We start from the raw sequence: 25,332 nt of genomic DNA, 5'->3' as shown, positions 1-25,332 counted from the left end.
CGGGATCAGTATCCCTGCATCATAGCACTGGTTTCGTCACATTCGCGCGACGCAATCGGAAACCGATTGTTCAGGATGCGGGCTTTGTCAGCCGTTTGACATTGGCGCGGGTCCGCCGCCGTACAGGCTTGAGAGCAGCCATCGCGACCGATGCGGCGCCACCGCCCGACATCATCGCGCGGCTTGCCGCTTTGGAGGCCTGCATCATCGCCTCGGCCTTTTCCTGCACCATTCGCGTGGGCTCTCGTGGTGACATGGGCACAAGACCCGCCATGCCGAACATCCGCATCGCGATCACCATCTGCGCCTCTGCCAGCATCATGCCGGTTTCCTGCGCGAGCCGCGCTGCCTGAAAGGGGGTCAAAAACATCGGCGCGTCCTCAATGGCTTCGATTTAGAACATGTCAAAGCTATCTCTGGAACAAGCATTACCTTAGGTAAGTTCGACTTTAGTCGTAGATCAGTTCAGCGAAAGGCCACCTTCCTGCTGCAGAAAGCCTATGATTTCGGCAATGCCTGCGTTCTGCCGCAACCGGGCCATGACATAGGGCCGCACGCCACGTGCATTGCGTGTATCGGATTCGAGTTGCGCAAGATCGACGCCGACATGGGGCGCGAGATCCGTCTTGTTGACCACCAGAAGATCCGACCGCGTCAGCCCCGGCCCCTTCTTGCGCGGAATGTCCTGCCCGGCGGCGGTATCGATCACGTAGATTGTCAGGTCGGCAAGCTCGGGGCTGAAGGTCGCGGCAAGGTTGTCACCGCCCGATTCGATCAGGATCAGATCCAGATCCGGAAAGCTCGCCCGCAGATCGGCCACAGCGGCAAGGTTGATCGAAGCATCCTCGCGGATCGCCGTATGTGGGCAGCCGCCGGTTTCGACCCCGCGGATGCGGTCAGAGGGCAGAACCTGTGCGCGCGTCAGGTAATCGGCATCCTCGCGCGTGTAGATGTCATTGGTGATGACAGCCATCGAGCAGCGACTCGCCAGTGCCGCGCAGAGCTTTTCGGTCAGCGTTGTCTTTCCGGCGCCCACCGGACCACCAATACCGACACGCAGGGGACCATTGGGGCTCGTCATGTGCGAAAGATCCTGACTTCTAGGGTTTCATGGCGCATCGCGGCAATGTCTGCGCCGGGGGTAAAGGTGCCAAGGTCATCAAGCGTCGCCGCAGCCGCGAACTCGGCAAGCGTGGTGACAAGGGGGGCAAGCCGCGCCAGCATCACTTGCGATTCCGACTGGCCCAGCGGCAGAAACCGCGTTGCAGCCGAGATCATCTGCGCAGCCGCCCCTTGAAGGAACAGCGCAATCACCTCGGTGTCGGGCAGCGACAGCACCCGCGACGCGACGCCAACGGCCACTGGATAGGGGCGGACGGGCACGACCTCGCTCGACATTGCCGCCATCAGCGTGGTGAAGGCGCGCCCCTGTTCCATCAACTCCAGTTCGCGCTCGGCAGAACTTGCATAGGCGAGGATCAGGTCCGAGAGCATCTCAGGCTCATCACCTGCCCTTGCGCGCGCCAGAAAGATCGCGTCCATTCTGGGTGTGCCAAAGGACAGGCAATCGCGCACCCATTCATCAATCTGGTCTGCCGTTCGAACCTGACCCATAGCCATCGGCTGCTCCAGCCCCTGGCTATAGGCAAAGCCGCCGATCGGAAATGCTGGCGAGAGCCAATGGGCCAGCTTGAGCCGGTCTTCAGCCGTGGAAATGGACATGTCCGTGCCCGTGGCTGTGCCCGTGATCATGGGCGTGATCGTGACCCCCGTGATCGTGACCCATGGTACGCCCATGCCCATAGGCACCGCCCTCTGGCCGGAACGGGGCATCACAGATGATGAGTTCGGCACCAAGACCGGTCAGCATCTTTTCCAGCACATGATCGCGCCGGATCACCAGATGGTCGGCCTCGATCTGGCAGGGGGTATGTCGGTTGCCGATGTGCCACGCCAGACGCGGCAGGTCGCCCCGCACCTGCACCACCGGCTCTTTCGCCGCGATGACAACGACGAGGCGCCCGTCCGACAGCTTGAACGCGTCGCCCTGGTCAAGGCTTGTCGTCTCGGTCAGATCGACCAAGAAGCTGCTGCCGTCTTCGGCCACCAGACGCTTGCGGCGCAAGAAGCGCGCATCGTAGCCGAGAGTGACGCGCCCATCAGCCTTCAGCCACTGGCCCGAGCGCAGGATGGCGCGTGCAACGGGTTGGTTCATAGTCGTTTCCCCGGATCTCAGAACAGGAAGTACCGCTGTGCGAGCGGCAGTTCGGTTGCGGGCTCGCAGGTGACAATCTCGCCATCCGCGCGCACCTCATAGGTTTCAGGGTTGACCTCGATCAGGGGCGTGGCCGCATTCAGACGCATATCGGATTTCCCGATATTGCGGGTGTTTTCGGCCGCGTAGAGACGCTTTTGCAACCCCAGCGACGCACCAACCCCACCCGCAAGGGCCGCGCCGGACAGGAAGGTGGCGCAGCTTTCGTGACGCGCACGCCCCAATGCGCCAAACATCGGGCGCGAATACATCGGCTGCACCGGGATCGATCCGTTGGGGTCGCCCATCTGTGCCAGAACGATCATTCCCCCCATCAGCACCATGTCGGCCTTTGCGCCAAAGAAGGCGGGCGTCCACAGCACCAGATCGGCGCGCTTGCCCACTTCGATACTACCGATATGGCGTGACAGTCCGTGGGTAATGGCCGGGTTGATCGTGTATTTGGCAATGTAGCGGCGCACGCGGAAATTGTCGTTGGCGCCGGTTTCCTCAGCTAGCCGGCCCCGTTGAATCTTCATCTTGTGGGCCGTCTGCCAGGTGCGCGTGATCACCTCGCCGACCCGACCCATGGCCTGACTGTCGGAGGAGATGACCGAGAACGCCCCCATGTCATGCAGGATATCCTCGGCCGCGATCGTCTCTTTGCGGATGCGGCTTTCGGCAAAGGCCACATCTTCGGGGATCGAGCGATCCAGGTGATGGCAAACCATCAGCATGTCGAGATGCTCTTCCACCGTGTTCCGAGTATAGGGCATCGTCGGGTTGGTGGACGAGGGGATGACATTCTGGCTGCTGACCACGCGCATGATGTCGGGCGCGTGGCCGCCGCCTGCGCCTTCTGTGTGGAAGGCATGGATCGTCCGACCCTTGATGGCGGCAAGAGTGTTTTCCACAAAGCCGCTTTCGTTCAGCGTGTCGGTGTGGATCATCACCTGCACGTCCATGTCATCGGCGACCGTCAGGCAGCAGTCGATGGCTGCAGGAGTGGTGCCCCAATCCTCATGCAGTTTCATGGCGCAGGCACCGGCCTTGACCATCTCGACAAGCGCCTCGGGCAGGGACGCATTTCCCTTGGCCGAGACCCCGAAGTTCATCGGGATTGCATCCAGCGCCTGCAACATGCGCCCGATGTGCCAGGGCCCCGGTGTGCAGGTGGTGGCGAGCGTGCCATGCGACGGGCCAGTTCCACCACCCAGCATGGTGGTAATGCCCGAATGCAGGGCGTCTTCGGCCTGCTGGGGGCAGATGAAATGGATATGAGCATCCATGCCGCCCGCAGTGATGATGCGCCCCTCACCCGCGATCACATCGGTCGAGGGGCCGATGATGATGGTCACATCAGGTTGGACATCGGGGTTTCCGGCCTTGCCAATCGCGGCAATGATGCCATCGCGCAGGCCGATATCGGCCTTGTAGATGCCAGTATGATCCACGATCAGCGCATTGGTGATAACAGTATCCACCGCGCCGCCTGCGCGGCTGATCTGGCTTTGGCCCATGCCGTCGCGGATGACCTTGCCGCCACCGAACTTGACCTCTTCCCCATAGGTGGTGAGGTCACGTTCAACCTCGATGATCAGGTCGGTATCACCAAGGCGAAGCCGGTCTCCGGTGGTTGGACCGTACATCGCGGCATAGGCGGGGCGGGAAATCCGGGTTGCCATTCAGAGATCCCCCATGACTTTCTGGTTGAAGCCGAAGACGCGCCGAAGACCCCCGAAGGGAACCAGACGCACCTCGCGCGACTGGCCGGGCTCAAACCGCACGGCCGTGCCAGAGGCAATGTCGAGCCGCATGCCATGCGCCGCCACGCGGTCAAAGCTAAGACCCGGATTGGTCTCTGCGAAATGATAATGGCTGCCGACCTGGATCGGGCGGTCGCCGGTATTGGCAACCATCAGCGTGATCGCCTCAAGCCCGGCGTTCAGGGTAATCGTGCCATCGGCGGGGAAGATTTCACCGGGGATCATGGCACCCTCACATCATCGCAAGGGCAAAGCCGGCGACGGCTGTCAGCCCACCGATCACGCGCGGCAGGGCGCCCTGTGCCAGACGGCCAAGCGCGACACCTGCCATATGCAGCCCCATCGTCGTCAGAACAAAGCCCACCGCATAACTGCCAAGCCCGCTGGCGGGGCCCTCGACACCATGTGCGTGGCCGTGAAACAGGCCGAAAAGCGCAACAAAACCCATGGCGGCGGCCAGACCCGGCCGCAGCGCCAGCGCGGTCAACACGCCGAGTGCGACAACCGAGGCGAGGATCATCGGCTCCACCCCCGGCAGCGGCGCGCCCGCCGAGCCCAGCAGGCCACCCAGAAGCATGGCAGAGACAAATGCAGCCGGAAGTGCCCACATCGCACGGCCTCCGATCACGGCCGCCCACAACCCCACCGCAACCATGGCCAGCAGATGGTCCGCGCCAAGCGCGGGGTGGGTCAGGCCCGACAGGAAGGGGTGGTCGCCCGCATGCCCGGTATGGGCAAAGGCCGTACCCGGAACCAGCAGAAGGGGAAGCAGCACGCGTTTCATGTTGGCCTCTTAGCGGATGGGATGGTGGACGGTGACAAGCTTGGTGCCGTCCGGAAAGGTGGCCTCGACCTGAACCGAATGGATCATCTCGGGCACGCCGGGCATGCATTGATCGATGGTGATGACATGCGCGCCCGCCTCCATCAGATCGGCAACGCTGCGCCCGTCGCGGGCACCTTCGACCACGAAATCCGTGATCAGCGCCACGGCCTCGGGGTGGTTCAGCCTGACGCCACGGGCCAGTCGGTTGCGCGCGATCATCGCGGCCAGGCTGACCATCATCTTCTCGCGTTCACGCGGGGTCAGGTTCATGGGATATCTCCGTTCATCTGCCAGGCCCGAGGCACGGGCCGGCCACGCAACTGGGAAAGGATCCGGGCAAGCTGGACCTTCATTGGCCAACTGTCGCGCGCAGTCATGCGCAGGATCAGCCGGCCATTCCATGCCGATAGCGCACCCTCCACGCCATCGGCGGCAAGCAGCGGGCGCAGGGCCCCCGTCGCATCCTCGGCGCCTTGGGCGACAAGCGCGATCACGGCATGACAGCGGGCGTTTCCGAGAATCGCCGCGCTGCCCTGCCGGGCAAGGGCGCCTGCGTCGACCATCAGGCTATCGGCCCAGACAATACGCCCGTCCCGGAACACCCGGCGGCGGTCGCGCAGGCGCAACTGCGCCGGGAACTCTCCCATCGCGTGGCGCCCGAGGACGATCATCTCGCAAAGCAGGGTCGATGCGGTTCCGGCAAGGTCAATCCGGGTGTCGCGCGCCAGTACGCTGCCTTCGTAAAGCAGCGTCTCTTGCGGCAACCAGTCAAGATGCGCCCCCGGGGCGACTTGCATCTGCACCGTAACCTCGGCCATTTGCCCCTGCGATGCATAGGCGCGCTCGGCCGTCTGGGTCGTGGCGGCAAGCCGCAAGTCTGGCGCCAGATCCAGGGCATATTCCAGCCGATCGCCGCCGGTCAGCCCGCCCGAGGTATTCAGGAAAATCGCCGCGTCAGGCATGCGTCCCGGAAGGAACGCCTTGGCCGAGCCGGATTGTCGTAGCCCCCGAACCGCAGGGGCGCCGGCACGCGCGTAGACCTCCAGCCAGGCGAACCCCCGGCTGCGCTGCAAGGTCTGAATGGCCGGCCCGTCGAACATGCTGCCTCCCTGTTTCAGGGCGACTGTGCATCGTCAGAGTGCCGCAACAACCGGCATTGCGGTACAGCTTTGGCGCCCGATCACGCAGACAGATGCAGATGCACAATCTATGACCATCAAGCCTGTTTCTTGTGCACACCCTTTACTGGACGATGAACTCCGCATGCAGGGCGCCCGCCGCATTGATGCTTTTGAGAATGTCGATCATGTCATGAGGTGCCACGCCGAGGGCGTTCAGGCCGGATACGACCTCGGAAAGCGATGTGCTTCCCTGAACCTCGGCCATGCTGGTGCCGGGCGACTTGGCAATGCCCACCGAACTGCGCGGAACGACGACCGTCTCACCCTCACCAAAGGGATTGGGTTGGACGACGACGGGCGCCTCTTCAACTGTCAGAGTCAGGTTACCCTGCGCCACCGCGACACGGCTGATGCGGACATCCGCCCCCATTACGATAGTACCCGACCGCTGATCGACGATCACGCGCGCCCGCGTCTCGGGCTCGACCAGAAGGTTTTCGACGCGCCCCAGGGCATGCGCGGGCGAGGCCATTCCTGTTCGCGCCAGATCGAGCCCAACGGTGCCCGCATCAGTCATCACAGCAACCGCCCGGCCAAATTCGCGGTTGATGACCGACTCAATGCGCCCTGCCGTCGTGAAATCCGGCTGGCGTAGCGCGAGGCGCACCGAGCTGGTGGTGCTGAAATCGAACTCGATCTCGCGCTCAACCCGCGCGCCAGATGGGATTACCCCTGCGGTTGGAACGCCCTGCACGACCTTTGCCGCCTCACCCTCTGCCGAGACGCCTCCGGCGATGATGGTGCCCTGCGCAACAGCATAGATCTGGCCGTCGGCGCCGTTCAGCGGTGTCATGATCAGCGTCCCGCCAAGAAGACTTTTCGCATCCCCAATCGCAGACACGGTGACGTCGATACGCGCACCAGAACGGGCGAAGGGTGGCAGAGTGGCCGTGACGAAGACCGCTGCGACGTTCTTTGGGCGAAACTCCTCACCCGTGACGTTGACGCCCAGGCGTTCCAGCAAGTTCGCCATGATCTCTTCGGTGAAGGGGGCATTGCGAATACCGTCACCGGTTCCGTTCAGGCCGACAACGAGCCCGTAGCCGACAAGATCATTGCCACGAACGCCATCGAACTCGACCAGATCCTTGATGCGGATCGGGCCTGCATGACAGGGCAGGGCGAGGAGCAGCAGCCAAAGCGTGACGATGATCCTCATTTCAGGAAGTTCACCAATGAAAGCTGTGACATGCGCGCCGTGATCGCAAAGATGGTTTCAAGCCGGGTCTGTGCATCGGAAAGCTGAGCCGAGGCCTGATAGGGATCGACCTCGACCAGACCCGCCTGGGCGATTTCAAGGGCGCTCGCCTCTGCACTGTTGCGCGTTTGCGCCTCGGCAATGCGCTGTTCGGTAACCGCCAACTCTGCGGTCAGATCAGCCCGCGCCGTTGACCCCTCAATCAGGGCCGATCCGGCTGCCGAGGCAAGCCGCGCGCCCTCGGCACTGTTCAGCGACAGCGTCCCATCATCCAGCATCGCGGCCAGGGCAAGTGCCTTGAGCGTATCCCGCAAGGCATCCGATCCGGCCGTCACGGAAAGTTCGGCGTATTCGCCCACGGCGATTTCAGCCCGCATCGCTTCAGTCGAGCCCGCAAACGTCGCCGAATACCCCGCAGGGTCGTCAAACCAGCCAGAGACTGCTACCTCGACCTCGGCCGCCGTGGTTGCGCCCGCGACCCGCGCCGACAGGGTTTGCAGCAGGTCGTCGCCACCTGGCAGCGGCGCACGATCTGTGGCCGTACCCGAAAAGATCGCCCGATCCCCAACCCTGGTATTGAGCATGGTCACCGCCGCTTTGAACTTCTCCGCGGCCTCAACGCCCATGGCCTTGATGGTCGAGGATTGGCCGTAGGTTCCGGCCGACATCAGCGGTTCAGCCAGATCGGCGGCGTAAGTAGAAATCCCCTGCACCACCTGCTGCGCCGCGCTGGCGATCAGGCCCATTTCAGTCGTCGCGGTCTTGTAGCCGTCCAGTCGCACCAGTGCGGTCCGCACCGAATGCAAGGCACCAAGATCACCCCGCAGGTGCTGCGGGATATCCCACGCCACGCCCGTCGTCACCTCAGTCGTCAGCGTCTGAATCTGCGCCTTGGTCTGGCCGATGCTGCGACGCAATTGGCCGCTCTGGACCAGATCACCGATCATTGTCGTCATCTCAGATCTCCATGACTGTCTGCAGCATCTGGTCCAGAACCTGCAGGACGCGCGCGTTGGCGGCGTAGGATTTCTCGATCTGCATCAGGTCCTGCAGTTCGGCATCGGTATCAACGCCGAGGGCAGCCTCTTGCTCTGTCACGGCGGTCAGCCGTGCTGCGGAGAATGAGGCGTGTGCCTGGGCGTCGATCCGTCGCGTCGCCACATCTGAAACCAATGCTGAGGCGAAACCGGAAAGGCTGTGCTGACCCGTGGCGAAGCTTGCCCCGCTGGCGGCCACCGTTGCCTGTGTCAGCGCCTCTTTCAGCCGGATCAGCAGGCTGGACTCACCGGCCTCGCCAAGGGCTGCGGCACCAAGCCCGTCGCGAAGACGTGTGAGAAGGCCGCCCGCAGCCGGATCAGCAGCGGAGTTTAGCGCGATGCGCCCGGCAAGACCGCTTTCATTCGCAGGCGCGAAGGCAGCACCGGAATCGGTGAAGAGTCCGGCGTCGCCAGGGCCGAGCGTCGCATCGACATCCGCGTCCTGAAAGCGCTCAACCAGGCTGCGTGCCACGGCATCGAGGTTCGCCTGCATCTGCGGACCAAGCTCGTCGCGGATCGCAAAGTTTGCGGCAAGGCTGCCACCGGCAATCAGGCCCGTACCGATGGCGCGCCCGTTGAGGCTGAGGCCGCCCAGACCGCCATTTTCAACCGTCTGATCCGATGTCACCGCACCGGCCGCCGCGAAGCCAAAGACCGAGGCCCGCCCGTCAACCAGAACAGCACCCCGGGTTGAGAAAAGTGCGATCTCTCCCCCGTCGCGCGCATATTCCCGCACCGGGATGATCGCCGAGATCCCGTTGACCGTTTTCTGGCGTAGATCGATCAGGTCATTTGCATCCGCACCAGAGGCTTTTGCGACGCGAATACGATCATTGAGGCTTGCGACCTGAGCCAAGGCATCGTTCAACGACGTCACCTGCGCCGAAATCTCGGCATCTGCCTGCGCGCGGCTGCTCTGTACGGCAGCGGATACGTCATTCAATTGACCCGCAAGCGCCGATGCCACCGTCCAGACGGACAGTAGTTGGCTTTGCGACTCGGGCCGGCTGGCCGCCGAAATCAGCGCGGATTCGAAGGCGGCAATCCGACCGACCAGCGAATCCTCACTGTCCGCGTCACCCAGGGCCTCTTCCACGGACACGAGAAAGTCCTGCGTGGTATCCGCGGCTGCGGCTGAGGCCTCGCTTTCACGCCGTTCGGCGAGCAAGAGCGGGCTCGCCTCGCGCCGGATTCCGCTGACCGTGACGCCCGTTCCCGCACCGTCCAGAACAATTGATGTGACATCGGCGGCGCGACGGACATAGCCGGGCGTTTCGGCATTCGCGATGTTGTTGGATGCAACCCCGGCCAGCCGGCTTGCTGTCGCAAGCCCCGAAACCGCCGAGAGCATCGCGGAAGACAGGCTCATGGCGCGCCCCTATCGCTTGATATTGGTGGTTTCCTGCAGCATCTCATCCACGGTCTGGATGATCTTCGCGCTGGAGGTATAGGCCCGCTGGGTCTGGATCAGGCTCGTCAGTTCAGCTGCAAGATCCGTGGTCGATTCCTCGCGCGCAAACCCTGCGATCGTGCCGGTGGGCCCTTCACCCGCATCCCAAAGATAGAAGCTGCCCGAGCTGATCGAGGTCTCATAGACCTGATCGTTCAGGGCGGTCAGGCCGTTGATGTTCGGCACATCGACCAGCGGGATCTGATAGAGCGTGCGCGTCAGCCCCGTGTCATAGGTTGCGGTCAGCATGCCCTGATCATCAATCTCGACCGAGGTCAGGTTGCCGACAGCCGAGCCATTCTTTGAAATCGAAGTCGGGCTGAAACTGTCGGAAAGCTGGGTCAGCCCCGAGGTATCCCCCAGCATTCCGATGTTGATTTGCAGCGGGCCGCCCGCGACGGTGAGGTCGAGCGCGCCCGTCGCCGGGTCATAGGCCCCGCCCGAGATGACCGCGACGGACGAAAGCGTTCCAGCATTGGCGCGGCTATTATCGAACGTTAGTTCATATTCCCCGATCACCACCCCGGCCTGTGCGGAATCGCGGATCTGCATCGTCCAGGCGTTGGAGTTCGCCGCCCCCCCGACCGTCGGCGTAAAGGTGAACTCCAGCGTTTCCGAGGTGCCGAGGTTGCCGAAGTATTCGACAGACAGAGGGAAGTCCTCGCCGGTACCGTCAGGCGCGGTTGCCGTCGCGGGGAGGTTTACGCCCAAGGTGATTTCGGTTGTGGCATCGCCTGCCTGCTGGTTTGCGTTGATCACAACCGGCGTCAGGCCCGCGGCGCTGTCGCGTGGAAGCGCCGGGATCGCGCCATCGGTTCCCGCCGGCCATCCCAGCAGCACGAGGCCAGATCCCGTGGTCAGGAACCCGTTCTGGTCGGCACGGAAAGCGCCGGTGCGCGTCATCAGCAAGTTGCTGCCCGCCGCCGCATCGCCGGAGCGGGTCACCGGCAACATCCCGCGACCGCTGACCGCAAGATCGAGCGCATTCGACGTGGTGATCAGAGAACCAGACTGATCGATCAACCGGCTGGCCTGCGACCGCACGCCCCCTGCCGTATAGGTTCCCGCCGAGGCAGAGCCGGTCAGCACAACGCTTTCAAACTCGGTCGTCGTGCGCTTGTAGCCATAGGTCCCCGAGTTGGCGATGTTGTCAGAGATCGCCGCGAGGCGTGAGGAATTGGCATTCAGTCCCGCCACACCGGCGTTCAGGGCAGAAGAGATCGTCATGATGGGTGCCTTTCCAAAGATCGAATCCGGTCTGGAGCCGACCCTGCGCCCGCGGGCTTAAGATCCCCCTAACGACAACAGTCGCGCGACCCGGTCATCGATCCTCACGCAGCAGCACAACTTCAATCCGGTTGTTGCGCGCGGCCATCGGGTCCGCCGTCACCGGGCGCCGATCGGCATGCCCGACAACGCGCTGAACGCGACCGGGTGCCAGACCCCCATCCTGCAGAAGTTGTCGGACCGTTTCTGCCCGCGCCGCCGAGAGTGTCCAGACGGGATTGTCGACCAGAACAACCGGATAGGCGCGGACATGGCCGTTCACCGCGATCTGCGCCTGCGTGATGCCAAGCGCCTCGGCCATCGCATCGGTGATGGTGTGCAGCACGGGCGTGGCCAGTGCACCTTCGGATTGAAAGAGGGGGGCGTCAGGCAGATCGTGAATTTCAAGCACAACCCCCTCGTCCGTCACGCGGGTCACGACATGGCGCAGGGCGCGTTGCATGGTCATGCTCTCTCCACCAAAGGCGGTCAGCAGACGATCGATCTCGGCCTTGACCTCCTTCAGCCGGGCGCCATCGCTCTCGGGGCCGTCGCCCAGCACGCGCCCGCCCGCAACCCCGGTGCCCGAGGTATGCCCGGTCTGCTCCGGCATTGGCGCATCCCCGCCCAGAACGCCCTCACCCCCACCGCTGGTCGAGACAGTGACGGTCGGGTTGAAATAATCAGCAACGCCCTTGCGCTGCTTTTCGGTTGTTGCGCCCAAAAGCCACATCAGCAGGAAGAAGGCCATCATGGCCGTCACGAAATCGGCATAGGCAACTTTCCACGCACCCCCGTGGTGACCCTCGCCCGCGACGATCTTCTTCCGTTTGATGATGACGGGCGCGGCATTGTTGCTGCCGGCCATATCACACCCCTGCATTCACCCGGTCCCAGATTGAAAGGCCTGCGTAAAGAACCGCTTAACGGATAAAATCCCGCGCATTTGCCCTGCGCTTGTGAAGCGGCCACTGGCGCGCCATATAGAATGGAAACGGAGGCACCCATGGCGGAAGACAGATTTCCCGGCTGGCACGGCACTACGATCCTTGCCGTCCGGCGCGGCGGCGAGGTTGTGGTGGCGGGCGACGGGCAGGTGAGCCTGGGACAGACCGTCATCAAGGGCTCGGCGCGCAAGGTTCGCAGGCTATCCCCCGGCGGACGCGATGTTGTCTGTGGTTTTGCGGGATCAACCGCCGATGCCTTTACCCTGCTTGAACGGCTGGAGAAAAAGCTGGAGGCCGCACCCGGCCAGCTCGCGCGCGCCTGTGTCGATCTGGCCAAGGACTGGCGCATGGACAAGTACCTGCGCAACCTTGAAGCCATGTTGATCGTGACGGATGGCACGGACCTCTTCGTGATCACCGGCGCAGGCGATGTGCTGGAGCCTGAGCACGACATCGCCGCCATCGGATCGGGCGGCAATTTTGCCTTGGCCGCTGCGCGCGGCCTGATGCAGACCGACCTTGGAGCCGAAGAGATTGCGCGCAAGGCCATGGCAATCGCGGCTGACATTTGCGTCTACACGAACGGCAACCTGACCGTGGAGACGATCCGTGCCCGCTGAGGCGGCACAAGATCTCGACTTTCGGCCGGTTTCAACGGACGATCTGTCCATGCTTGCCGACTGGCTGGAACGCCCCCACTGGCGCGAATGGTGGGGCACGCCCGAGACCGAACTCGGCTATATCCGCGACATGATCGAAGGGCGCGATGACACACGGCCCTTCATCATCCTGCAGCGGGGCCAGCCCATCGGCTACATTCAGGTCTGGCGGATTGCCTCGAACAGGGTGGAACCCTGGTTGACAGAGGCGCCCTGGCTTGCGTGGCTTGCTGATCATACAGTGGGCGTGGATCTGAGCCTCGCCGAAGCGTCGAGGCTCTCGCAAGGCATTGGCTCTGCCGCCTTGCGTCTGTTCGTGGCGCGCCTTCGCACTGAAGGCGAAACCGTCATCATCATCGACCCCGACCCCGCCAACCTTCGGGCCGTGCGCGCCTATGAAAAGGCAGGGTTCCGGGTGATTGAAGACCTGAAAGACCGCACAGGCGATAGCCTTCTGATGCGGCACGTTCCCGAGGAGCACGCATGACCAACCTGACCCCGCGCGAAATCGTGTCCGAGCTTGATCGCTTCATCATCGGCCAGGCCGAGGCCAAGCGCGCCGTGGCGGTCGCCCTGCGTAACCGCTGGCGGCGCAAGCAACTGGGCGACGACCTGCGGGACGAGGTCTACCCGAAGAACATCTTGATGATCGGCCCGACCGGCGTCGGCAAGACCGAGATCAGCCGCCGCCTGGCGAAACTCGCACGCGCACCCTTCCTCAAGGTCGAGGCGACCAAGTTCACCGAAGTGGGATACGTCGGTCGCGATGTCGACAGCATAATCCGCGATCTGGTTGATGCCGCGATGATCGAGACCCGCGCCCGTATGCGCGAGGACGTCAAGGCCCGCGCGCTCAAGGCCGCCGAGGACCGGGTGATCGAGGCCATCGCGGGGAAGGACGCCCGCGAACAGACGCGCGAGATGTTCCGCCAGAAGCTGAAGAAGGGCGAACTGGATCAGACGGTGATCGAGCTTGAGGTGCAGGATACACCCAGCTTTCCGATGATGATGGGGGGCGGTAATGGAATGGAGATGCAGATGCAGGGTCTGCAGGATCTGTTCAAGGCCTTTGGCGGCCGCGCGACCCGCAAGAAGCTGACGGTGGCCGACAGCTATGAAATCCTGCTGGGGCAAGAGGCCGACAAGCTGCTGGATGACGAGGCCGTGAAAGCGGCGGCGCTGGAGAGTGTTCAGGAAAACGGCATCGTCTTTCTGGATGAGATCGACAAGATCTGCGCACGCGCCGATGCCCGTGGTGCCGACGTCAGCCGCGAAGGCGTGCAGCGCGACCTGCTTCCCTTGATCGAAGGGACGACGGTTTCGACGAAGTACGGGCCGGTCAGGACAGATCATATCCTGTTCATCGCAAGCGGCGCCTTCCATATCGCCAAACCGTCAGACCTGCTGCCGGAACTGCAGGGACGACTGCCGATCCGGGTCGAGTTGCGTCCGCTGACCGAAGGCGACTTTGTCCGCATTCTGACCGAGACCGACAACGCCTTGACGCGCCAGTATGCAGCACTGATGGCGACCGAAGCGGTGGAGATACGCTTTACCGAAGACGGGATCGCCGCCCTTGCCCGTATAGCCGCCGACGTAAACCAGAGTGTCGAGAACATTGGGGCGCGCAGGCTATACACCGTCATGGAGCGGGTTTTCGAGGAGCTGTCGTTCACGGCCCCCGATCGCGGCGGCGAGGCGGTGGTGGTTGACGCGGCCTTCGTGGAAACGAACGTGGGCGCTTTGGCGAAATCCGCCGATCTCAGCCGCTATGTGCTGTAAGGTCTTGTCGCTGATACTCGAATCGGCGACCTTCGCGCGGCTTTAACCCAAGGCAGGAGTGCTGTCGGTGCGTCAGATTGTTATTGGCTGCTGCCTGCTGGTTCTGGTCGGATGCGCGCAGCGCGCCTATGTGCGCCTTGATCCTGCTGCGGCCCAAGTTGGTGCTGTAGAGCAGGTCTTCATCGGCACGATGCGCGACATCAACCCCGAGACCGGAACCTTCGGAAACCAGCGGTCCGAGGTTGAGCGCTTTGCGCGATATGACGTCTCGGTACCACCTGACCGCAAACCGGGCCAGATCGCCTTTCCGGGCTCATCGCAGAAGTCCGATCCAGAGCGGCATTTCCTGATCACAGAGGCGGTTCACTACCCCTCAACACGCGAGTTTCGATCCAATCTTGCCGGGCAGGTACGGGCTCGGCCGCGCAATGAGCGCGACGCCGTGATCTTTGTGCATGGCTTTAACAACACCTTCGCCGATGGGCTGTTCCGCATCGCGCAGCTGGCGCATGACATCGAGACCCCCGGCATAACCATGCACTACAGCTGGCCATCGGCCGCGAACCCGCTAGGCTATGTTGCTGATCGGGATTCGTCGATGTTTGCCCGCGACGGACTGGAGACGCTGCTGCGCGAGACGGCGGCGGCGGGGGTTCAGCGCATCATCATCGTGGCGCATTCGATGGGTGCGGCCCTCACGATGGAAACGCTGCGCCAGATGGCGCTGAGGCAGGATCCGGCGAAGGACCGCATCGCGGGGGTCATTCTGATTTCACCGGATATCGATGTGGATCTGTTCCGCATTCAGGCGCAGTCCTTCGATCAGCTTCCGCAGCCCTTTGTGATCTTCGGGTCTTCACGCGACACGGCGCTCAGCGTCTCGGCGCGCATCACCGGCCAGCCCGAGCGGCTTGGCAACCTGCAGGACATCTCGCGTATTTCCGATCTCGAGGTCACCTATCTTGACACCACGGAGTTCAACAAGGGTGCGGGGCATTTCAACGTCGGCGACAACCCGGCGCTGCTGCAGATCATTGGCCGGGTCGAGGACATCAACACCGCCTTCTCGGGCGATCAGCGCGGCAAGGTGGGCCTGTTGCCGGGCGTCGTGCTGACGGTACAGAATGCGACGCAAGTGATCATGGCGCCGGTGGGCGCCGTCGCGAACGATCTGGCGCAGTAGCGCCTAACCGCCGCGGCGCAGATAGACGTAATAGGCGCCTGCGCCGCCATGGCGCAGATGCGCCTCGGTTACCTGCAGGACGCAAGGTCCAAGCGGCGGCAGGCGCAGCCAGTGCGGCACCTGGTGCTTCAGAACGCCATAGCGCATCGGGATCGGACCGTAATCCGGCCCCGGTTTTCCCTTGCCGGTAATCACCAGCAGAAGCCGAAAGCCAGCATGCCAGCTGTTCATCACAAAGCGGATCAGTTCGGGGTGGGCCTCGGCCACGGTCATGCCGTGCAGGTCGATCCGCGCCTCGGGAACCAGCTTGCCACGGATCATCCGACCATGATGTTTGGCATCCATCAGGACAGGCGCCGATGACAGACGGTCAGCCGTGCCGGGCTGAACGTCGATCACCGGCTTTGCACCGGCCCTTTCGCCCACGCGAAAGCGGTTGAGCCCGGGCTCCGTCGGGGCGGGGGCGATCTGGTCGCGGGTCGGGGTGGGATCAGGCTTCGGGGTCGCACGATGATGGACCTGCCCTGCGTGCATTGGCCGGGCCGTGCGGGCGACCGCCTGCCACAACTCGGCCTCCTCAGGGCGCAGATCACGACGCCGGGCCATGGTCTAGCCGTCGAGGGTTTGCGCAAAGGCCAGGTCGATGGGCAACAGCACGACCATCCGCCCACCATCCTTGACCGTTCCCGCCGCATCACCCGCGCGGTCACCGGTGCCAAAGTAGATATCGGCGCGCTGCGCGCCCTTGATCGCCCCACCGGTATCCTGCGCGACCATCAGCCGCCGCATCGGCTCGCGCCCGTCTTTCTCGATCCAGACCGGCGCACCCAGAGTATGATAGCTCGGATCGACCGCGATCGAGCGCATGTCGACGATTGACCGCCCCATTGCACCGATCGGGCCGCGGTCGGCGGGCAGGTCGGGCAGGCGGCGGAAGAACACGTAAGAGGGGTTGTGATCAAGTAGCGCATTGCCGGGTCCCGGGTTCTGCTTGACCCATCCCCGGATCGTCTGGGCCGATACCTGATCGGCCGAATAGGTGCCCTGTCGCACCAATTCTTGCCCGACCGACCGGTACGGATGGCCATTCTTGCCACCATATCCCACGCGCATCACATGACCATTCGGCATCCGAATGCGGCCAGAGCCCTGAATCTGCAAGAAAAACGCATCGACTGGATCTTCCAGCCACGCAATCTCAAGCCCACGGCCCCGCAGCGCGCCCGCCTCGATGTCGGCGCGCGAGTAGTAGACAGAGCCATCCTGCAATTCAGGCGGGCGGGCATAGATCGGAACGCGGAACCGCGCGGTCTGGCTGGGCGAGCCGTCGAGCTCTGGCTCATAGTAGCCGGTGAAGAGCGCAGGAGGATCGCCGATCAGAACGGGCCGGAAGAACAGCTCGAAATACGCGCGCGCGCTTTCTGGGCTGGCGGCTGCATCGCGGGCCAGGGAACATAGCGGCTGCCAGGCCGCATCCTCCAGTTGGTCGCAGGTGTTCAGAAACGTCCTGAGCGCGGCGCGATGATCGTCCTCGGCCCAGCCGTCAAGCTCTTCGAAAGCCAGCACCTGTGCCTTTGCCGGTGCCGTCATGGCAAGCGCCGCCAGCAGGGCAACAAGGACTGGTCGCGCGCCACCCATCATTCTCCGGTGGCCACCAGCTGCCAGTTCGGGTCGGTGCTGCCCATCTTGCGGCCAAAGGTCCACACGTCGCGCTGGCGCTTGATCTCGGTCGCCGAGCCTTCGACGATCTGGCCCGACGCATTGCGCACCACCGAGGTCAGCTCGCCCACGAAGCGGACAGTCACCTCGGCCTCTTGCGTTGATTCAACGAAATCGGCAGTAACCAGCGAGAGTTCGCGCAGACCGACGAAATTCGCCTCGACGGTCAGCCCCTGATCCTTGCGCGCGGCTATCGCCTCATCAAAGCTTTCGGCAACTTCGGGCGTCAAAAAGGCCCGCACGCCAGAGATGTCGCCACGCTCAAAGGCCATCAGGATCATTTCATAGGCCCCGCGGGCGCCTTGCAGGAAGGTGCCCACCGCAAAGCTGGGCTCAACCTGCTTCATGCGCGCCAAGGCCAAAGCCGCGGGCGAGCCTTCGGGGGCGTGGTCGGTGATGTCGCGGTCATCTGTCGGGTCGGTCGCATCGACCGAGCGCAGCACCGGACGCGACGCAGTTTCATCCACGGGCAACGGCGGCTTCTCAAAGCCTTCGCGCGTTCCAAGGACCGAGCGCAGCTTGATGATGAGAAACACCGCGATCCCTGCCAGGACGAGGAGTTGGATCAAAGCGTTGTTCATGCGGACCTCGGGAACAGATATGGCATCATTGGACTTGCCACACTATGTAGGAAAGGGGGGTGGACAAGTCCACCGTCTGACGGACTGTTGAGAGCAAGAGGACGAAAAATGCGGCTGTTTGGCCTTTTGGTGGCCATCATGTTGATCGAGATCGCGCTGTTTGTCACGGTTGGCGGTCGAATTGGCCTGCTTGCCTCGCTTGCGGTGATCTTTGGGACGGCGCTTCTGGGTGGCGCAGTGATCCGTACCAGCGGTGAGCGCACTGCCGCGCAGTTCCGCGCAACGATGGCGGGCATCGGTGAGCCAAGGGGCGGCACCATCGGCGATCAGGCGCTGTTGATCCTGGCGGGCGGTCTGCTGATCCTGCCCGGATTTCTGGGTGATGCGATCGGGCTTTTGCTGCTGATCCCGCCGGTGCGCAGGCTGATAACCGACGCGATTGCGCGCCGCGTGCAAGTGGCAGAACGCTTCGGGGTTCGCCAGGGGCCAGAAGTGGTCATCGATGGCGAGTTCATCGAGCTTGACCCGAGCGACGGCAGTGAATCGCCGCGCGGGAACGACAGCCGCCCCTCGGGTTGGACGCGGCATTGAGATAAGATCTCGGCGCTGCTAGGAAGGTCGGCGAAAACTGGCAAATGCCAATGCAGCAGGAGAGATCCATGACCGAAGCGAATGGCGCGGCCCCGGAAGCCGCCCCGCAGGTGAAGATGAGCGTTCTGGCGCAGTTCGTCCGCGACCTGTCTTTTGAGAACGTTCTGGCCCAGAAGGGCTTTACCGGCTCTGAGATGCAGCCCGATGTACAGGTTGCCGTCAGCCTTGATGCCCGTAAGCGCGCGGTTGAGCACCAGTACGAAGTGGTCAGCAAGTTCCGCGTATCGTCCAAGAACAAGGCCACGGGCGACACGCTGTTCCTGCTTGAGCTGGAATATGGCGGGGTCTTCCATGTCGAAGGCGTATCGGAAGACCAGCTTCACCCCTTCCTGCTTATCGAATGCCCGCGGCTGCTGTTCCCGTTCATCCGCCGCATCATCTCGGATGTCACGCGCGACGGCGGCTTCCCGGCGCTCAATGTCGATACCGTCGATTTCCTCGCGCTGTACCGGCAGGAACTGGCCCGGCGCGCCCAGGCGCAGGCCAAGCCCGAAGCCCAGCCGGTGCAGTGATCAGCTGCGCTTAAGCCAGATCGCCCCGTCGCCCAGCTTTGCCACAAAGGCAGCATGGGCGGCGGCCTCAGCCTCGGTCAGGCGCGAGGGCAGGGGCGTCGGGCGCGCGCGAGGGCGCCAGACTTCATCTGGCGCGCCCGCCTGACGTGAGGGCGTTGACGCGACCGGGGCGAGTACCAGATCCGGCTGACGCCCGCCAATCAGCTCCAGATAGACCTCTGCCAGAATTTCGCTGTCGAGCAGCGCGCCATGTTTTTCGCGCATCGAATTGTCGATGCCGAAGCGGCGGCACAGCGCATCGAGCGAGGCAGGCGAGCCGGGGAACCGTGACCGCGCGATCATCAGCGTATCGATCGCCCGATCGTTCGGGATCTGCGGGAATCCGTGGGTGCGCAACTCCCAGTTCAGGAACTTCATGTCGAAGCTTGCATTGTGGATGACAAGCTTTGAATCTGCGACGAAATCGAGGAAATTCTGCGCCTCTTGCCGGAAGAGCGGCTTGTCACGCAGGAAATCATCGCCCAGCCCGTGCACCTCGAACGCCTCTTTCGGCATCGACCGTTCAGGGTTCAGGTACACGTGGAAGGTGCGCCCGGTCGGCAGGTGGTTAAACAACTCCACCGCACCAATCTCGACAATGCGATGCCCTTCCGAGGGCTCGAACCCGGTCGTTTCAGTGTCGAGAACGATCTCACGCAAGGCGGGTCTCCCGGATATAGGCGATGAGGGCAACAACGGCGGCTTCAACCGCCGCGAGGCCCAGTGTTTCGATGATATGCGTCGCGCGGGCGCGCTTTTCGGCGTCGGGCATCTGGCGTGACAGGATCAACTGGAACTGCGCCTCGGTGATGCCGGGGCGGGCAAGAACGCGGCGGCGCTGCAACTCGGGCGGCGCAGTCACAAGAAGGGTTGCATCCATCTCGGCCTCGGTGCCCTTCTCAAAGAGCAGCGGAATGTCGAAAACCGCGATGTCAGAGACTGTTTTCTGCAAAAATTCTGCACGATCAGCAGCGACGAGCGGATGCACGATAGCTTCGATCCGGGGCAGAAGTGCCGGATCATGTCCAAGCTGCGCGGATAGCGCCGGCCGCGACACCACGCCGTCGATCACGGCTTCCGGCACCAGCGCCGAGATCGGCGCAACCGCCGCGCCGCCTTGACCGTAAAGGCGGTGCACCGCCGCATCGGCATCCCAGACCGCGACGCCCCGTGCCCGGAAGAAGCCCGCCGTGGTGGACTTTCCCATGCCGATGGAGCCGGTCAGCCCAAGGCGGAACGGATGGTTCATGCCGAAAGCACCGCCTGCCGCGTGGCATCGTCCACTTCGGGGCGACGGCCGAACCAGCGTTCAAACCCCGGCGCCGCCTGATGCAGCAGCATGCCCAAGCCGTCAACGATGGTGGCGCCTGCGGCCTCGGCCTCGATCAGGAATTGGGTGCGCAGCGGGGTATAGACGAGGTCGGTGACCAGCGCGCCACGTTCAAGCGCGTCGAGCGGCACGCGGAAATCCGGCTTTCCGGTCATGCCGAGCGAGGTTGTGTTCACCACCGTCGCCGCCCCTTCGAGCATGTTGGCCGCCTGCGTCCATTCATAGACCGCGATCTTGGCGCCGAAATCAGAGCGGAAAACATCGGCCCTTGGCCTGCTGCGATTGGCAATGCGAATCTCGGGTACGCCAACCTCGATCAGGGCGGCAACGACAGCGCGCGCAGCGCCGCCGGCACCAAAGACCGCGGCCGGGCCGGCGGCCGGATTCCACTGTGGGGCGTTTTGGCGGATATTGGCGATAAAGCCCGCACCATCGGTGTTGTCGGCGTGAATCCGTCCATCCTTGCGGAAGATCAGCGTGTTCGCGGCGCCAATCAGCGCGGCACGGTCGGTGATGATATCCGCCATGCCAAGAATGGCTTCCTTGTGGGGGATCGTCACATTGATGCCCACGAACCCCAGCTTTGGAAGAGTGCGTAGCGCCTCGGCCAGATCAGCCTGCGCGATATCCATCGGAATATAGAAGCCCTTCAACCCATACCGCTTGAGCCAGTACCCATGCAGCGCAGGGGATCGGCTGTGGGCAATGGGAGATCCGATGACGCCAGCGAGGGGAATGCGCGGAAGTTCCGTCATGACTCGATAAAGCCCCTGAGTTCGAGATAGGAGAGAAGCGGCAACATCGGCAGCCCCAGGATGGTAAAGTAGTCACCTTCGATGGCGCTGAAAAGCCGAAGCCCTTCGGCCTCAATCATATAGGCGCCGGCACAGTGGCGGATCTGGTCCCAGTTCCGTTCGATATAGCCAATGAGCCACCGGTCCGAGACGTTGCGCATTGTCAGATCGGCCCGCGACACATGGCGCCAGACCGGCTCTTGCTTGTCATAGAGGACCAGTGCCGAGAGCAAGCGATGGGGGTTTCTGCGCAGCATCTGCAAATGTTCCAGCGCCTGCGACGGCGTTTCCGGCTTTCCCCACACCCGGCGGTCGAATTCGAGCACCTGATCGCAGCCCAGAACAAGCGCGTCAGGATTGCGATCTGAAAGCTTGCGGGCCTTCATTTCGGCCAACGTGTCGGCAATGTCGCGCGGATTTGCGCCCTCGGCCTCAAGCGAGGCGCGGATGGAGGCCTCGTCGATCCGGGCGGGAGTGGCGGTGACCTGCAAGCCCGCGTTGCGGAGCAGGGCAAGTCTGGTGGTCGAGCCCGAGGCCAGAAGAAGCGGTCTGGTCATCTGGGGGCGGACCTGTGGAAAAGCGCGGTTTGTTCCTGCATGCCAGTTCCGGATGAAAGAGGTCTGTGCCGAGAGGTGCCGACGGATGGTGCCACTTGTCAAGACAAGCGAGAGAACTGTCCACCTGTGCAAGGGCGATCCCGCCTTGCGTGGAGGAAGGCGACACTCACAGGCAAGGGACAGACAGGCCGCCTTTTCCCACAGTGCGGCATCTATCTCTTCTCATTGAATTTACGGAATTTTTTCAGACCATACTGTCAAGATCCGGCTGCTTGTCCCAGACTTGTCCACGACAGGGTTCCTGTGGAGAAACTCAGGGACAGTTCACGAAATCCGGTTATCCACGGTCCCTACCACATCATTCCCTTTTTCTATTCTTTCTTTAAGAAGATGCAGAGAAGGAGAGCATGATGATCACCGACCTGCTGGCAAGTGGCTACCCTTGGGTGAAATTCCTGCATGTGATCTCGGTGATCAGCTGGATGGCGGGGCTGTTCTATCTGCCGAGGCTTTTCGTCTATCACGTCGAAAGCGTAGAGGCGGGAAGCAAGACCGATGCGCTGTTCCAGGTGATGGAACGCAGGCTGCTGAGGGCGATCATGAACCCTGCGATGATTGCATCCTGGATCTTTGGGCTTGCGCTGGTGTTCACGCCGGGGATCGTCGACTGGTCGATGATCTGGCCCTGGACGAAGGGAGCCTCGGTGCTGGGGATGACCTGGTTCCACATGTGGCTCTCTGCGCGTCGCAAGGAGTTTCAGGTGCAGGGCAACCGGTTGAGCGGGCGACAGTACCGGATCATGAACGAGGTCCCGACGATTTTGATGATCGTGATCGTGGCCTCGGTGATCGTGAAGTTCTGATTGTGTTGACTCGAGGAAGGTGAGCGCTTATTTCGGCGGGCAAGCGGGGCCGTCCGGCCTTTGGCGTTTCCCTATGACAGCATGATCCCGAACCCCGGCACAGGGGTCGTATTGGACGAGCAGATTCCCATGAACCAAGCAACCAAGATCGAACGCCTCAATCTGGCTGACCTCAAGGCAAAGACGCCGGCAGAGCTTCTTGCCATGGCAGAGGAATGGGAGATTGAAAACGCCCCTTCGATGCGTAAGGGCGAGATGATGTTCTCGATCCTGAAGGAGCATGCCGAGGAAGGCTGGGAAATCGGCGGTGACGGGGTTCTGGAAGTTCTGCAAGACGGCTTTGGCTTCCTGCGCAGCCCTGAGGCCAACTATCTACCCGGCCCCGATGACATCTACGTCAGCCCCGAGATGATCCGCATCTTCAGCCTGCGCACGGGGGATACGATTTCAGGGGTCATTCAGGGCCCGCGTGACAATGAGCGTTACTTCAGTCTGGTCAAGGCAGAGCGCATCAATTTCGACGATCCCGAGCGTGCCAAGCACAAGGTCCACTTTGATAACCTGACGCCGCTTTATCCTGATGAGCGGCTGAAGATGGAAATCGAGGACCCGACCATCAAGGACCGTTCGGCCCGGATCATCGATCTGGTTGCGCCGATCGGGAAGGGCCAGCGCGCCTTGATCGTGGCACCGCCGCGCACCGGCAAGACGGTTCTTCTGCAGAACATCGCCCATTCGATCGAGACCAATCATCCAGAGTGCTATCTGATCGTCCTGCTGATCGACGAACGGCCGGAAGAGGTGACGGACATGCAGCGCAGCGTGAAGGGCGAGGTTGTGTCCTCGACCTTCGACGAGCCCGCGACGCGTCACGTTGCAGTGGCGGAGATGGTCATCGAGAAGGCCAAGCGGCTGGTCGAGCACAAGCGCGACGTGGTGATCCTGCTCGATTCGATCACGCGTCTGGGCCGTGCGTTCAACACGGTGGTGCCGAGCTCGGGCAAGGTGCTGACGGGGGGTGTGGATGCGAATGCGCTGCAACGCCCGAAGCGCTTCTTTGGTGCGGCGCGGAATATCGAGGAAGGTGGATCGCTGACCATCATCGCAACTGCCCTGATCGATACGGGTTCGCGCATGGACGAGGTGATCTTCGAAGAGTTCAAGGGCACCGGCAACAGCGAAATCGTGCTCGACCGCAAGGTGGCCGACAAGCGCGTCTTCCCGGCGATGGACATCCTCAAGTCCGGGACACGGAAAGAAGACCTGTTGGTTGAAAAGGCCGATCTGCAGAAGACCTATGTCCTGCGCCGCATCTTGAATCCGATGGGTACGACCGACGCCATCGAATTCCTGATCGGCAAGCTGCGGCAGACCAAGTCGAATTCCGAATTCTTCGACTCGATGAACACCTGACCTGACGGGGCTGGCCACCGATGGACACGATCTATGCTCTGGCTACGGCTCGGGGCCGGGCGGGCGTTTCGGTCATCCGGTTGTCGGGCCCGCGCGCCCATGCTGTTGTGAGCGATCTCACCGGTCGGCCCTTGCCGGACCTGCGGACTGCCGCCCTGCGGAAGATCGTCTGGCAAGGTGAAGTGCTGGACGAGGCTGTTGTGCTGCTGTTTGGCGCAGGTGCCAGCTTTACCGGCGAGGATGTTGCCGAACTGCAGGCACACGGGTCGATTGCAGTGGTGTCGGCATTGTTGCGTGTGCTGTCGCAGCAGCCTGGACTGAGATTGGCAGAACCCGGAGAGTTTACGCGCCGGGCACTTGAGAATGGCTGTCTCGATCTGGCGCAGGTCGAGGGACTGGCCGATCTGATTGATGCCGAGACCGAGGCGCAGCGCCGCCAAGCGGTACGCGCCATGTCAGGCGAGCTTCGCAAGCGGATCAGCGGCTGGCGACCCCAACTCTTGCGCGCTGCGGCGCTTCTGGAGGCGACGATCGACTTTGTCGACGAGGACGTGCCGGTGGATGTAACGCCGGAAGTCATCGGACTGTTGAGGGGGCTTCTGGTTGAGTTTCGAAGAGAACTGGCCGGTGTTGGAGCTGCAGAGCGCATTCGCGACGGCTTTGAAGTGGCGATCATTGGTGCGCCGAATGTCGGAAAATCTAGCCTTCTCAATGCACTGGCAGGTAGGGATGCTGCGATTACCTCGGAACACGCGGGTACGACACGTGATGTGATTGAGGTACGAATGGAGATCGCCGGGCTCCCCGTAACTTTGCTGGATACCGCAGGTTTGCGTGAGACTGCGGATGAGATCGAGGCGATTGGCATCGAACGTGCGGTGCGCCGTGGGCAAGAGGCCGACCTTCGGGTGGTCATCCTGAGCGATCCGTCAGATCCAGTTCCAGTTGATCTTCAGCCCGATGATCTTGTTCTTGTTGGGAAGGCTGATCTGCGGCGTCACGAGGGCGCTCGCCAGATTTCGGCACTGACGGGCGAGGGTCTTGAGGAACTGGTGGGAGATCTCGGCGCCCGCCTGGCCCGGCGTACGGCGGGCTCAGGTATGTTGGTGCGAGAACGGCATCGAACAGTTGTTGAATCTGCTGTCGAATCGTTGGAAACCGCGCTGGAAGTGATTAACTCCGGACACGGTCTTACTGAGCTTGCGGCGGAGGAAGTGCATCGCGCGATCCGTGCGCTTGATATTCTGATCGGGCGCGTGGGCGTTGAAGACGTATTGGGCGAGATTTTCTCGTCCTTCTGCATAGGAAAGTAGGGAGTGTTTCA

At 62.7% G+C, this 25,332-nt stretch carries 30 protein-coding genes; 9 read left to right on the top strand and 21 right to left on the bottom strand.

Annotated elements, in window-relative coordinates; translation table 11 throughout:
* Nucleotides 1-70 precede the first annotated feature (70 nt).
* The 14 genes from FQU74_RS13580 to FQU74_RS13515 all read right to left on the bottom strand — a co-directional run bounded on the left by FQU74_RS13580 (nt 71) and on the right by FQU74_RS13515 (nt 11,846).
* Nucleotides 71-370 carry a hypothetical protein gene (locus FQU74_RS13580; protein WP_146287014.1) on the bottom strand — a complete coding sequence of 100 codons (300 nt, stop codon included), beginning with the start codon at nt 368-370 and terminating at the stop codon, nt 71-73.
* Between the two features lie 90 nt (nt 371-460).
* Nucleotides 461-1,081 (bottom strand): urease accessory protein UreG, encoded by a 621-nt coding sequence (ureG, locus tag FQU74_RS13575; RefSeq protein ID WP_146287013.1) that lies wholly within the window; start codon nt 1,079-1,081, stop codon nt 461-463.
* On the bottom strand, nt 1,078-1,722 hold the full coding sequence (locus FQU74_RS13570; protein WP_146287012.1) for an urease accessory protein UreF: 645 nt from the start codon (nt 1,720-1,722) through the stop codon (nt 1,078-1,080). The genes ureG and FQU74_RS13570 overlap by 4 nt, the downstream gene beginning before the upstream one ends.
* Nucleotides 1,703-2,215 carry an urease accessory protein UreE gene (ureE, locus tag FQU74_RS13565; RefSeq protein WP_146287011.1) on the bottom strand — a complete coding sequence of 171 codons (513 nt, stop codon included), beginning with the start codon at nt 2,213-2,215 and terminating at the stop codon, nt 1,703-1,705. Before ureE ends, FQU74_RS13570 begins: the two co-directional genes overlap by 20 nt.
* A 17-nt stretch (nt 2,216-2,232) precedes the next feature.
* On the bottom strand, nt 2,233-3,939 hold the full coding sequence (ureC, locus tag FQU74_RS13560) for an urease subunit alpha (protein ID WP_146287010.1): 1,707 nt from the start codon (nt 3,937-3,939) through the stop codon (nt 2,233-2,235).
* Entirely contained in the window at nt 3,940-4,245 is a 306-nt protein-coding gene (locus FQU74_RS13555; protein ID WP_146287009.1) for an urease subunit beta, read from the bottom strand.
* A 7-nt stretch (nt 4,246-4,252) separates the two neighbouring features.
* Complete coding sequence (locus tag FQU74_RS13550; RefSeq protein WP_146287008.1) at nt 4,253-4,804, bottom strand: HupE/UreJ family protein; 552 nt, start codon at nt 4,802-4,804, stop codon at nt 4,253-4,255.
* Between the two features lie 9 nt (nt 4,805-4,813).
* Complete coding sequence (locus FQU74_RS13545) at nt 4,814-5,116, bottom strand: urease subunit gamma (RefSeq protein ID WP_146287007.1); 303 nt, start codon at nt 5,114-5,116, stop codon at nt 4,814-4,816.
* Nucleotides 5,113-5,946, bottom strand: coding sequence for an urease accessory protein UreD (locus FQU74_RS13540; protein WP_146287006.1), 834 nt, complete (start codon nt 5,944-5,946; stop codon nt 5,113-5,115). Before FQU74_RS13540 ends, FQU74_RS13545 begins: the two co-directional genes overlap by 4 nt.
* Nucleotides 5,947-6,088: 142 nt before the next feature.
* Entirely contained in the window at nt 6,089-7,186 is a 1,098-nt protein-coding gene (locus FQU74_RS13535) for a flagellar basal body P-ring protein FlgI (protein ID WP_146287005.1), read from the bottom strand.
* Nucleotides 7,183-8,181 (bottom strand): flagellin, encoded by a 999-nt coding sequence (locus tag FQU74_RS13530; RefSeq protein WP_146287004.1) that lies wholly within the window; start codon nt 8,179-8,181, stop codon nt 7,183-7,185. The genes FQU74_RS13535 and FQU74_RS13530 overlap by 4 nt, the downstream gene beginning before the upstream one ends.
* 1 nt (nt 8,182) lies before the next feature.
* Complete coding sequence (gene flgK, locus FQU74_RS13525) at nt 8,183-9,631, bottom strand: flagellar hook-associated protein FlgK (protein ID WP_146287003.1); 1,449 nt, start codon at nt 9,629-9,631, stop codon at nt 8,183-8,185.
* 9 nt (nt 9,632-9,640) lie between these two features.
* Nucleotides 9,641-10,939 (bottom strand): flagellar hook protein FlgE, encoded by a 1,299-nt coding sequence (locus FQU74_RS13520; RefSeq protein WP_146287002.1) that lies wholly within the window; start codon nt 10,937-10,939, stop codon nt 9,641-9,643.
* Between the two features lie 94 nt (nt 10,940-11,033).
* Complete coding sequence (locus FQU74_RS13515; RefSeq protein ID WP_146287001.1) at nt 11,034-11,846, bottom strand: flagellar motor protein MotB; 813 nt, start codon at nt 11,844-11,846, stop codon at nt 11,034-11,036.
* 138 nt (nt 11,847-11,984) lie between these two features.
* On the opposite strand from FQU74_RS13515, the gene hslV reads away from it, so the two are divergent.
* The 4 genes from hslV to FQU74_RS13495 all read left to right on the top strand — a co-directional run bounded on the left by hslV (nt 11,985) and on the right by FQU74_RS13495 (nt 15,549).
* The gene (gene hslV, locus FQU74_RS13510) at nt 11,985-12,545 is read left to right on the top strand and encodes an ATP-dependent protease subunit HslV (RefSeq protein ID WP_146287000.1); all 561 of its coding nucleotides are present in this window, start codon (nt 11,985-11,987) and stop codon (nt 12,543-12,545) included.
* Nucleotides 12,535-13,071 (top strand): GNAT family N-acetyltransferase, encoded by a 537-nt coding sequence (locus FQU74_RS13505; RefSeq protein ID WP_146286999.1) that lies wholly within the window; start codon nt 12,535-12,537, stop codon nt 13,069-13,071. The genes hslV and FQU74_RS13505 overlap by 11 nt, the downstream gene beginning before the upstream one ends.
* Nucleotides 13,068-14,366, top strand: coding sequence for an ATP-dependent protease ATPase subunit HslU (hslU, locus tag FQU74_RS13500; RefSeq protein ID WP_146286998.1), 1,299 nt, complete (start codon nt 13,068-13,070; stop codon nt 14,364-14,366). The genes FQU74_RS13505 and hslU overlap by 4 nt, the downstream gene beginning before the upstream one ends.
* A gap of 67 nt (nt 14,367-14,433) precedes the next feature.
* Complete coding sequence (locus FQU74_RS13495) at nt 14,434-15,549, top strand: alpha/beta hydrolase (protein ID WP_146286997.1); 1,116 nt, start codon at nt 14,434-14,436, stop codon at nt 15,547-15,549.
* A 3-nt stretch (nt 15,550-15,552) separates the two neighbouring features.
* Here FQU74_RS13495 and FQU74_RS13490 read toward each other — a convergent pair whose 3' ends face one another.
* From FQU74_RS13490 to FQU74_RS13480, 3 genes are read right to left on the bottom strand one after another with little or no spacing between them, the layout of a single operon-like run.
* Complete coding sequence (locus FQU74_RS13490) at nt 15,553-16,155, bottom strand: Smr/MutS family protein (protein WP_146286996.1); 603 nt, start codon at nt 16,153-16,155, stop codon at nt 15,553-15,555.
* A 3-nt stretch (nt 16,156-16,158) separates the two neighbouring features.
* Entirely contained in the window at nt 16,159-17,190 is a 1,032-nt protein-coding gene (gene mltA, locus FQU74_RS13485) for a murein transglycosylase A (protein WP_146286995.1), read from the bottom strand.
* Nucleotides 17,187-17,849, bottom strand: coding sequence for a Tim44/TimA family putative adaptor protein (locus tag FQU74_RS13480; RefSeq protein WP_146286994.1), 663 nt, complete (start codon nt 17,847-17,849; stop codon nt 17,187-17,189). Before FQU74_RS13480 ends, mltA begins: the two co-directional genes overlap by 4 nt.
* Nucleotides 17,850-17,957: 108 nt before the next feature.
* Here FQU74_RS13480 and FQU74_RS13475 point away from each other — a divergent pair, with 108 nt between their 5' ends.
* Both FQU74_RS13475 and secB read left to right on the top strand, forming a co-directional pair.
* Nucleotides 17,958-18,440 (top strand): FxsA family protein, encoded by a 483-nt coding sequence (locus tag FQU74_RS13475; protein ID WP_146286993.1) that lies wholly within the window; start codon nt 17,958-17,960, stop codon nt 18,438-18,440.
* A gap of 68 nt (nt 18,441-18,508) precedes the next feature.
* Nucleotides 18,509-19,012: a protein-export chaperone SecB gene (secB, locus tag FQU74_RS13470; RefSeq protein ID WP_146286992.1), complete on the top strand. Its 504-nt coding sequence runs from the start codon at nt 18,509-18,511 to the stop codon at nt 19,010-19,012.
* Here secB and dnaQ read toward each other — a convergent pair whose 3' ends face one another.
* From dnaQ to FQU74_RS13450, 4 genes are read right to left on the bottom strand one after another with little or no spacing between them, the layout of a single operon-like run.
* Nucleotides 19,013-19,711 (bottom strand): DNA polymerase III subunit epsilon, encoded by a 699-nt coding sequence (gene dnaQ / locus FQU74_RS13465; RefSeq protein ID WP_146286991.1) that lies wholly within the window; start codon nt 19,709-19,711, stop codon nt 19,013-19,015.
* The gene (coaE, locus tag FQU74_RS13460; RefSeq protein WP_146286990.1) at nt 19,704-20,300 is read right to left on the bottom strand and encodes a dephospho-CoA kinase; all 597 of its coding nucleotides are present in this window, start codon (nt 20,298-20,300) and stop codon (nt 19,704-19,706) included. The genes dnaQ and coaE overlap by 8 nt, the downstream gene beginning before the upstream one ends.
* A complete protein-coding gene (locus tag FQU74_RS13455; protein WP_146286989.1) occupies nt 20,297-21,136 on the bottom strand; it encodes a shikimate dehydrogenase in 840 nt (279 codons plus the stop codon). Before FQU74_RS13455 ends, coaE begins: the two co-directional genes overlap by 4 nt.
* Nucleotides 21,133-21,732, bottom strand: a complete 600-nt coding sequence (locus FQU74_RS13450; protein WP_146286988.1) for a Maf family protein — start codon at nt 21,730-21,732, stop codon at nt 21,133-21,135. Before FQU74_RS13450 ends, FQU74_RS13455 begins: the two co-directional genes overlap by 4 nt.
* Nucleotides 21,733-22,142: 410 nt before the next feature.
* Between FQU74_RS13450 and hemJ the strand changes: the two genes are divergently transcribed.
* The 3 genes from hemJ to mnmE all read left to right on the top strand — a co-directional run bounded on the left by hemJ (nt 22,143) and on the right by mnmE (nt 25,321).
* Entirely contained in the window at nt 22,143-22,595 is a 453-nt protein-coding gene (hemJ, locus tag FQU74_RS13445; protein ID WP_146286987.1) for a protoporphyrinogen oxidase HemJ, read from the top strand.
* Between the two features lie 129 nt (nt 22,596-22,724).
* Nucleotides 22,725-24,008, top strand: coding sequence for a transcription termination factor Rho (gene rho, locus FQU74_RS13440; protein ID WP_146286986.1), 1,284 nt, complete (start codon nt 22,725-22,727; stop codon nt 24,006-24,008).
* Nucleotides 24,009-24,028: 20 nt separating this feature from the next.
* Nucleotides 24,029-25,321 carry a tRNA uridine-5-carboxymethylaminomethyl(34) synthesis GTPase MnmE gene (gene mnmE / locus FQU74_RS13435; RefSeq protein ID WP_146286985.1) on the top strand — a complete coding sequence of 431 codons (1,293 nt, stop codon included), beginning with the start codon at nt 24,029-24,031 and terminating at the stop codon, nt 25,319-25,321.
* The last annotated feature ends 11 nt before the right edge of the window (nt 25,322-25,332 follow it).

Origin of the sequence: Gemmobacter aquaticus, assembly GCF_007859075.1 — a bacterium.
Classification (GTDB): Bacteria; Pseudomonadota; Alphaproteobacteria; order Rhodobacterales; family Rhodobacteraceae; genus Gemmobacter; species Gemmobacter aquaticus.
Note: the sequence above shows the minus strand (reverse complement) of the source record. Positions and strands in the feature narration are given on the sequence as shown.